Source organism: Weissella sp. DD23 (genome assembly GCF_001579105.1).
In the GTDB taxonomy this organism is placed as follows: Bacteria; Bacillota; Bacilli; order Lactobacillales; family Lactobacillaceae; genus Weissella; species Weissella cibaria.
In genome coordinates this window covers 15,511-21,668 of record NZ_KQ970397.1, presented here as the reverse complement: position 1 = coordinate 21,668, position 6,158 = coordinate 15,511, and the positions used below count along the sequence as shown (strand labels likewise).

The 6,158-nt window shown below is 42.5% G+C and carries 8 protein-coding genes; 3 read left to right on the top strand and 5 right to left on the bottom strand.

Annotation, left to right across the window (positions count from 1 at the left end):
• Together nrdE and nrdH are read right to left on the bottom strand one after the other, a co-directional pair.
• The coding region (nrdE, locus tag WEIDD23_RS10030) for a class 1b ribonucleoside-diphosphate reductase subunit alpha (RefSeq protein WP_062358954.1) at positions 1–1,533 on the bottom strand (1,533 nt) is incomplete at its 3' end.
• Between the two features lie 96 nt (positions 1,534–1,629).
• Complete coding sequence (gene nrdH / locus WEIDD23_RS10025; RefSeq protein WP_029237478.1) at positions 1,630–1,866, bottom strand: glutaredoxin-like protein NrdH; 237 nt, start codon at positions 1,864–1,866, stop codon at positions 1,630–1,632.
• A 269-nt stretch (positions 1,867–2,135) separates the two neighbouring features.
• Here nrdH and WEIDD23_RS10020 point away from each other — a divergent pair, with 269 nt between their 5' ends.
• From WEIDD23_RS10020 to WEIDD23_RS10010, 3 genes are read left to right on the top strand one after another with little or no spacing between them, the layout of a single operon-like run.
• Entirely contained in the window at positions 2,136–2,588 is a 453-nt protein-coding gene (locus WEIDD23_RS10020; protein WP_010373362.1) for a class Ib ribonucleoside-diphosphate reductase assembly flavoprotein NrdI, read from the top strand.
• Between the two features lie 48 nt (positions 2,589–2,636).
• Positions 2,637–3,290, top strand: a complete 654-nt coding sequence (locus WEIDD23_RS10015) for a hypothetical protein (RefSeq protein ID WP_010373363.1) — start codon at positions 2,637–2,639, stop codon at positions 3,288–3,290.
• Between the two features lie 18 nt (positions 3,291–3,308).
• Positions 3,309–3,569, top strand: coding sequence for a hypothetical protein (locus WEIDD23_RS10010; protein ID WP_010373365.1), 261 nt, complete (start codon positions 3,309–3,311; stop codon positions 3,567–3,569).
• Between the two features lie 72 nt (positions 3,570–3,641).
• Here the strand turns inward: WEIDD23_RS10010 and WEIDD23_RS10005 are convergent, their stop codons facing one another.
• The 3 genes from WEIDD23_RS10005 to WEIDD23_RS09995 all read right to left on the bottom strand — a co-directional run bounded on the left by WEIDD23_RS10005 (position 3,642) and on the right by WEIDD23_RS09995 (position 6,091).
• Complete coding sequence (locus WEIDD23_RS10005) at positions 3,642–4,352, bottom strand: LysM peptidoglycan-binding domain-containing protein (RefSeq protein ID WP_010373367.1); 711 nt, start codon at positions 4,350–4,352, stop codon at positions 3,642–3,644.
• A gap of 512 nt (positions 4,353–4,864) precedes the next feature.
• Positions 4,865–5,206 carry a cysteine desulfurase gene (locus tag WEIDD23_RS10000; protein WP_010373371.1) on the bottom strand — a complete coding sequence of 114 codons (342 nt, stop codon included), beginning with the start codon at positions 5,204–5,206 and terminating at the stop codon, positions 4,865–4,867.
• 66 nt (positions 5,207–5,272) lie between these two features.
• Positions 5,273–6,091 (bottom strand): alpha/beta hydrolase, encoded by an 819-nt coding sequence (locus tag WEIDD23_RS09995; protein WP_010373372.1) that lies wholly within the window; start codon positions 6,089–6,091, stop codon positions 5,273–5,275.
• Positions 6,092–6,158 lie beyond the last annotated feature (67 nt).

Genomic DNA, 6,158 nt, shown 5'->3' with positions numbered 1-6,158 from the left:
TTCCTTAGCAATCTTATTTGACGCCAACAAAGTATAGTAGTTCAGCATCAAGAAATACACGTTCGTAAAGTCCAATGCTTCTTCATCACCATAATACATGTGGTTTTTCGCAAAGAAAGCGTGCAAGCCCATGGCACCAAGTCCAACCGCGTGCAATTCACGATTACCATTTTGTACAGATGGCACAATATCCAAATCTGAATTATCAGATACGAACGTCAAGGCACGCATCATCGTTTCAACAGAACGGGCAAAGTCGGTTGTCGCCATCATATTCACGATGTTGGTTGATCCTAAGTTACAAGAAACATCTGATCCCATCGTGACGTATTGTTGCTCATTATCAATCTCAGAAGCTTTTTGAACCTGCAAAATTTCTGAACACAAATTCGACGAAATCACTTTGCCGTGGATTGGATTGGCAGCATTGACCGTGTCAATGTTAATCACATATGGATAGCCTGACTCTTGTTGCATCTTAGAAATTTCATTTTCCAAGTCTCGCGCTCGAATCTTATACTTTTTAATCTTAGGGTTTGCAACCATGTTGTCGTATTCAGCCGTAATATCAATGTAGTTAAATGGCTCACCATATTCACGTTCAACATCATAAGGTGAGAACAAAAACATATCCGCATTTGAGCGAATCAAGTCATAGAACTTATCTGGAACCGTCACCCCAAGCGACAACGTCTTCACGCGAACTTTCTCATCAGCGTTTTCTTTTTTAGTTGCCAAGAAACTCATGATATCCGGGTGGAAGACAGATAGGTAAGTCACCCCTGCGCCGTTACGTTGTCCCATCTGGTTTGAGTAAGAGAAAGAATCTTCCAACAACTTCATGACTGGTACAACCCCTGAAGCAGCATTACTAATGCCCTTAATTGGTGCACCAGCTTCACGCAAATTTGAAAGGTTGATTCCGACCCCACCACCAATTTTTGACAGTTGCAGGGCTGAATTAATCACACGACCAATGGCATTCATATCATCCGTTGTTTGTAGGATAAAACATGATACCAATTCACCACGTCGTGAACGACCGGCATTCAAAAATGATGGTGTTGCCGGTTGGTATCGTTGATGAACCATCTCATCAGCCAAATTCATGGCCAATTCTTCATTACCGGCACCGTAGAACAACGCGTTCATCGCAATACGATCAATATAGTTTTCAACGTAATACTCACTATCGTTGGTCTTCACTGCATACTGTGCGTAAAACTTATACGCGGCCATGAATGACTTGAATTGGAAATCTTGTGCCTTTAAATAGTCATACAAGCGCGTTATGAAATTGAAACTGTATTGTTGCAACATTTTTTGATCAACAAAATCATGTGCAATTAAATAATCAAAGCGATCACGTAAACTGTCAAACTGTAACGTGTTTGGCACGACGTTTTCACGAATAAACGCGTCTAGTGCTTCCTTGTCTTTTCCAAGTTGGATACTGTTATCCTTTGGAATGTTTAATTCATTGTTCAGATCAAAGTATGATACTTTGTCTAAATCGAGCGTTCCTAGTGACATAAATTATTCCCCCTGTGCTACCGAACGTAAAGCGGAACCCGTTATGGCTGCACCGACGTTTGAGTAGCATGTGTGTACGACTAATGAAGCAGCTGTTTAAATTGCCTTGGCAACTTCCGCCAACAAATCAGGACGGAAGCCTTTGATTGGTTCAGCTGTATTTGAGAACACAACTGGCACGGCTTGGTAACCTTGATCCTTCAAGAAAGCCATGGCTGCTGGGTCTTCCTCAACATTCTTCTCAACATAACTGACTCCGTATTGAGATAGCGTCTTCTTCGTCATCATGCATTGAATACAGTTATTCTTCGTATATACAGTAACGTTTTGCATATCATTCACCTTTATCTTTCGCTTTTTTAATTCGTGACATTAGTTAATATCTGCTTTTGAGTATAGCGACGAACCTAACAGAATGCAAGGGACTGATATCGAACAAAAAAGGGCTTGACAACGGCATTTACCGCCGTATTAGGCTTCGCCGTGAATGTTACAAAAATATTATAAAATAACTTTCCGTTATGTGAAAAATTTGCAAAAACAGGTTGAATCAACTACTGTATAGGAATAGTATTAGAAAAAACATATATGAGGAATACATCATGAAAGTTCGTCTTTTATATACGTCAATTTCCGGCAATACCCGGTCTTTCGTCAATCATCTCGTGACATACGCCACGGAACACGATGATTTGACGTTTGAAGCCGTCGAGATTTCTGACGCCAGTTTCGATCAAGATGAAACGGCACCATTTTTTGCATTTGTACCAACTTACCTCGATGGTGGTAACGGCATCGATAACGGCGTAAAAGAAATTATGACCAATGCCTTGGCTGATCAAATTTCATATGGTGATAATCGCCAGCATTTATTAGGAATCGTCGGCTCTGGTAATAAAAATTTCAACGCCCAGTACATCTTAACTGCCCGTCGGTACGCCGTAGCCTTTCAAGCACCCGTGATTGCAAGTTACGAACTGCGCGGGACGCCACGCGATGTTGAGACAGTCTATGCTGCTATTTCACAACGCCTACTTGAGGCGGGCTACCAATAACGCGTATAATAATTACCATGTATTTTGACTAGAAAGGTCGTGTCAAACATGGCAACGCACGCAAAGTCGTCAAAAGTCTCCCTGACCAAGGAACGACGACAAGAAACTTGGCATAATTTAACGTCAGAGCAGCAAGCAGTGTTGAAACAGCACATTCGTTATCAGCACACTTCGCTTTTTGTTGATCAAAATTTAATTGGGCACGGTAGCACCTGGCAGTTTGTCGCCTATAACTACAACGATAATTATGATGCGAATACTGGTCCACAACTCTATTGTGACTGCGGTCGACGCTTGAAGCACCAGTACGTCCTTCAAAATCAAGACGGTACACTTATTAAACTTGGCATCACACATTTTGCGGATCACATTGGCATTCCTGAAGCCGTCATGCGCCAGTTGCAAACCAAAATCCACCACTTGGATTTTGGTTTGGATGAGTTGCTCCAACGCATCCGGCGTCATGCTGGATTAAACAGTGAGATGCGCCAATGGTTCATTGATAACCACACTGCCTACCCAGATTTGCCGGTTGATGCCATTGATTTTGTGGCACATTCCCTGCCACTGGAAAAGGATGTCCAGGCTGAAATCGTCCGGCAGTATAAAAAAGCAACCTATACGCCCAAGCCACGACAGCCACGACGCAAAAAGCCGAAGCTCAACAAAGCCGCCTGGCAAGAATTATTCCGTGACATCTAACAAATTCGGAGAAATTTTATGACACGTTTAGTAAAACTTGCTGATGATGCCCTTGGCGAAGGCATCCTAATTGACGATGACCGACAGTTGGTCTCACAAATTTTAGTACCAAGCCGTTATCAAACTGATCACATCACGGACGTGACCATTATGGCCACTCCCACAGAGGTTTACAGTCTACAAATGCAATTGATCGCAAATCAAAAGTATTGGATGTGGCCCGTCACAGGAGCCGTGCTAACCTTTCCTGACGCCGCAAAAAGCCATCAAGTTAACTAAAAAAAGCGCTTAGCGAACAATGTGTTCGTTAAGCGCTTTTGTGTTATCGATTAATTATTATCTGGTTAAATCTTACCACCAACCGTTAGCTGCACGGAAGGCAATGGCGTTGTCAACTGAACCGTAACGTGACGTTGCGTAGTTCAACATACCTGAAGTTTGCTCAGAAACTGATCCGTAACCCCATGATTGGTTAGTTTGACCCAATCCGTGGTATTGACCGTTTGAGGCATCAACGTTACCACCTGATTCAGGCATAACAATAGCCGTCCACATAGCGTCAGTTCCACCAGCGGCAATAAATTGGTCATACGTTGAACCTGAAGCAGCAGCCGTAGTCGTTGTCGTGGCAACTGGTGTTGTGGCAACAGGCGCTGTGTAAGCTGTCGTATCTTCAGCTGACGTTGCTGCAACAACTGGTTCTGCTGAAGCAACAACCGTAGCTGGTACTGACGTTGCAACTGGCTCTGCTGAAGCAACAACTGCTTCCGTTGCAACTGGCGCTTGTGACGCAACAACTGGTGCGACGTAAGCTTGCGTTGCATCATATGAAGCATTAGAAGCAACTGCATCGATTTCCAATTGCTCACCAACATAAATCAAGTTAGCGTTAGCAATGGCATTGTTTGCGACCAATGTATCGATCGTTGTGCTGTGGTTTGCTGCAATTTGTGACAACGTGTCACCTGATTGTACCGTGTATGTGTCAGCTGATGCATCAGCAGTCAAAGCGAACGTAGCCATACCAGCAACAGCCAATGCAGTAATCATCTTCTTATTCATGGGGAATATTTCTCCTTCTTGGTTAAAACTCTATATCTATAAATGTACAAATGTGTTCGAACAGTCGCGGCCAAATTGCTCTGCGACTGTGACACGTGTACCTCTCAACAACAGATATTAGTTTACCAACCTGAGCGCGCGTACTGTTACAAATAAAAGTCGTTGCGTTACGTCTCTATCTCAAACGCCTGTTTTTAGGTCACTTTGATGCAACAGTGCACGAATTGTTAGTCGAAATCATTGTTCTAATCACTTTTCTACAAAAATGATTAACCAGTTAAAAAACTAGATAATTTATGTCCAAAGTGCGAATTTTACATGATTTTACCTTAACATTCGGTTTAATTGAACCTTTTGTGACGTTAATATTACAAAAGATAAGTTGCGTTTTATAGAATACCGTAACTTTTAGTTATCCCTTTTTCCTTGCAAATGCCCAAATATCAAGGTTTCTTTAAGTTCTGGATAAATAAAAACGCAATGGCGCCATCCTTAGCCATTGCGTTTTCTTGTTATTCAGCAAATAAAATTTCACGTTCAACCAGTTCATTCAAGTAGAAACGATAGAGTTCAATCATTTCAGCATTATCTTTGCGGTTGAAAATGTTCACCGTGGCTGCCCCGTTAGGATTAACCGTTTTAATTTTCACGCCTGATAAATCTTTATCAACGACAACCTTAAGCTTAATAGCCTTTGCTAATCCCTTAGCTGGTTCGAGTGAACGTTGCATCACGTACGCCCCTGCATTATTAGTGACAAATCCTGTATCACCAAGTGCGTATTTCTTTAATTGTGGGTTGAAGCGATATGTTACTGAATCGCCTACCACCTTAACTGTTGTTTCAAATGCCATTGTGACATCTCCCTTTACTAGTAACTTTCCCGACCAATTAAGCAGTCGCTTATGTGAATAATTTTACTAGTCTTCGGGCAACTTGGCTACCTCATCTTCATCTTCAGCCGGCTGGCCATCTGGGTAGTGCCAATCATGATCGTCCTCTTCGTGATGGTGATCATGATCGTGTTCATCGTGATGGTGGTGATCATGTTCATCCTCACCATACATCATTGAAGCTGGCCATTCTGGCTCATCATCCACATCAAGTAAGTCATTGGCATCAAGCCAAAGCTTCGCAGCTTGCATTTCAGGTTGTGACATCGTGTGTGACGTCTTAATCGCAAATGTCGACAATAGTGTGCCACCCTTGCGCAAATCTTCCGTCAGCATATCGAAATTGGTCTCTGAGATAATCGGATCAAACTCACCAAATGATGCAAAGACGCGCGTATCCGTCAAATCTTGAATCTCTTCCAATCGTTCAACAGACATCGCGTGGAAGAGCAACGCCGTCTTCCATGGGGTATCTTCACGGGCCATCATCGCGTGAGCGCCGATATTTGCCCCGTTTGAGAAGCCCATCATAATCATTGCTTCTTCATGAAGCTCATAACGCTTAGCCAGTTCATGAACCGCGTCAACTAACCAATCTGTTTCTGCGTGCAACGATTCAAGATTAAACTCTCCCTCCTCATAACGCTCAAAATAACGATTCATGCCATTTTCACTAACGCGGCCACGAATTGAAATCTTAGGGTTTTCGGGTGCCAAGAATTCAGCAATTTCAAGCAAGTCAGTTTCATCACCACCAGTTCCATGTAGTAACAAAATTGGCGCTAAATCAGGATCTCCTGACACATAGGCATGCCGAATGGTGTTTTTATACTTTTTCTTAGCCATTATTTTTTCTCCGTTCGAGTAAGTGTCTCTATTATATCTACTTTAACTAACTTTTAACAAGTAAAAG

Coding starts and splice junctions, on each gene's coding strand:
- WEIDD23_RS10000 (WP_010373371.1), bottom strand. CDS start 5,206: ATGGCATTTGAAACAACAGTTAAGGTGGTAGGCGATTCAGTAACATAT.
- WEIDD23_RS10005 (WP_010373367.1), bottom strand. CDS start 4,352: ATGAATAAGAAGATGATTACTGCATTGGCTGTTGCTGGTATGGCTACG.
- WEIDD23_RS10015 (WP_010373363.1), top strand. CDS start 2,637: ATGGCAACGCACGCAAAGTCGTCAAAAGTCTCCCTGACCAAGGAACGA.
- WEIDD23_RS09995 (WP_010373372.1), bottom strand. CDS start 6,091: ATGGCTAAGAAAAAGTATAAAAACACCATTCGGCATGCCTATGTGTCA.
- WEIDD23_RS10020 (WP_010373362.1), top strand. CDS start 2,136: ATGAAAGTTCGTCTTTTATATACGTCAATTTCCGGCAATACCCGGTCT.
- nrdH (WP_029237478.1), bottom strand. CDS start 1,866: ATGCAAAACGTTACTGTATATACGAAGAATAACTGTATTCAATGCATG.
- WEIDD23_RS10010 (WP_010373365.1), top strand. CDS start 3,309: ATGACACGTTTAGTAAAACTTGCTGATGATGCCCTTGGCGAAGGCATC.